The 1,797-nt window shown below is 66.8% G+C and carries 2 protein-coding genes; one reads left to right on the top strand and one right to left on the bottom strand.

The window, feature by feature from the left end; translation table 11 throughout:
* Window positions 1-60: 60 nt before the first annotated feature.
* On the bottom strand, window positions 61-486 hold the full coding sequence (locus J7E68_RS16490) for a hotdog fold thioesterase (protein WP_215174423.1): 426 nt from the start codon (window positions 484-486) through the stop codon (window positions 61-63).
* Between the two features lie 72 nt (window positions 487-558).
* Between J7E68_RS16490 and J7E68_RS16485 the strand changes: the two genes are divergently transcribed.
* A partial coding sequence (locus tag J7E68_RS16485) for a 5'-3' exonuclease H3TH domain-containing protein (RefSeq protein WP_285225525.1) occupies window positions 559-1,797 on the top strand: 1,239 nt, incomplete at its 3' end.

Genomic DNA, 1,797 nt, shown 5'->3' with positions numbered 1-1,797 from the left:
ATCGGATCACCGAATACCTATGACCCGGTCGACGGGAAGGCCACGCGCTGACCGGCGGAATCAGCCGGGGGGAGCATCCTTGATCATGTTCGTGATGCGGATGGTCGAGCAGCGTCGTCCCTGATCGTCGGTCACGACGATCTCGTGCACGGTGATGGTGCGTCCGAGGTGCACCGGGGTGCACACACCGGTGACCAGCCCCGAGGTCGCGGAGCGGGTATGGGTGGCGTTGATGTCGACGCCGACCGCGAGGCGACCGGGGCCCGCGTGCAGATTCGCAGCCATCGACCCGAGTGACTCGCCGAGAACCACGTAGGCACCGCCGTGCATGAGACCGACGGGCTGGGTGTTTCCCTCGACCGGCAGAGTCGCGACGCATCGGTCGGTGCTGAACTCGAGGAACTCCATCCCCATCTTCTGCGCCAGAGCGCCCATGCCGCGGGCAGTCGCCCAGTCGAGTCCTGCAGTGGTCGCGGTCTCGCTCATCGATCCTCCTCAGCGGGTGTCTGTCGTCCTCGTTAGGCTGACAGGGTGACGGACTCCGCAAAGCCTACCCTCATGGTCGTCGACGGCCACTCGCTCGCCTATCGTGCATTCTTCGCCCTTCCGGTCGAGAACTTCACGACGAAGGACAACCAGCACACGAACGCCATCTACGGCTTCCTGTCGATGCTCGTGAACCTCATCAAGGCCGAGCAGCCCACCCACATGGCGATCGCGTTCGACACCTCGCGACACTCCTTCCGCACCGATGTGTATCCGGAGTACAAAGCGACGCGGTCCGAGTCGCCGCAGGAGTTCCGCGGGCAGATCCCTCTTCTGCAGGACTGCCTGGCGGCCATGTCTATCCCGGTGCTGACCAAAGAGGGTGTGGAGGCCGACGACATCCTCGCCACGCTCTCGACGCAGGGCGCCGAGCAGGGCTACGACGTCCTCGTCGTCTCCGGCGACCGCGACACGATACAGCTGGTCACCGACGATGTGACTCTGCTGTATCCGTCTGTGCAGGGAGTGTCCCAGCTCAAGCGGTACGACCCTGTCACGGTCCAGGAGCGCTACGGCGTCCGTCCCGAGCAGTACCCCGACATCGCAGCCCTCGTCGGCGAGACGAGCGACAACCTTCCCGGCGTCCCCAAAGTCGGTGAGAAGACCGCCGTCAAATGGCTCACCCAGTTCGGGTCCCTCGACGACCTCCTCGAGCGGTCTGGCGAGATCAAGGGCGTCGTGGGAGGGAACCTGCGCGAGCACATCGAGGATGTGCGCCGCAACCGCCGACTCAATCGCCTGCTGACCGACGTCGAGCTGCCGGTGGCGCCCGGCGATCTGGTGGTCGCGCCGATCGACGCCCAGGCCGTTCGCGACATCTTCGCCCGCCTCGAGTTCCGCACGCTGCTGCCACGCGTCTTCGAGGCCGTCGGCGCCGGCGAGGTCGCCGACGACCCAGCCGCGGTCGTCGTGCTTCCCGAGCCGAGCGAGGTGTCCGCTGCAGACTTCCTCAGCTGGGCCGAGGCGCAGACCGTCGACGTCGCACTGCGCATCCTCGTTCACGGAGGACTCCCGAGCCGGATCGGTGCGGCGACCGAGAGCGAGCTTCGCGAACTGGAGTGGAACGACGAGGCGGCCGGTGTGCTCGCCGGTTGGCTCGGTTCCGACAAGCCGAAGGTGCTGCACGACGCCAAGCCGCAGGTGAAGGCTCTTCGGCGCCTCGGCATCCGCGTCGGCGGCCTCGCCTACGACACGAGCCTCGCCGGGTGGCTGCTGCGCCCGAGCTTCCCCGACAAGACCCTGGGCGACCTC

The organism is Microbacterium sp. ISL-103 (assembly GCF_018613995.1).
In the GTDB taxonomy this organism is placed as follows: Bacteria; Actinomycetota; Actinomycetes; order Actinomycetales; family Microbacteriaceae; genus Microbacterium.
The sequence above is the reverse complement of the archived record's forward strand: the minus strand, read 5'-3'. Positions and strand labels throughout refer to the sequence as shown.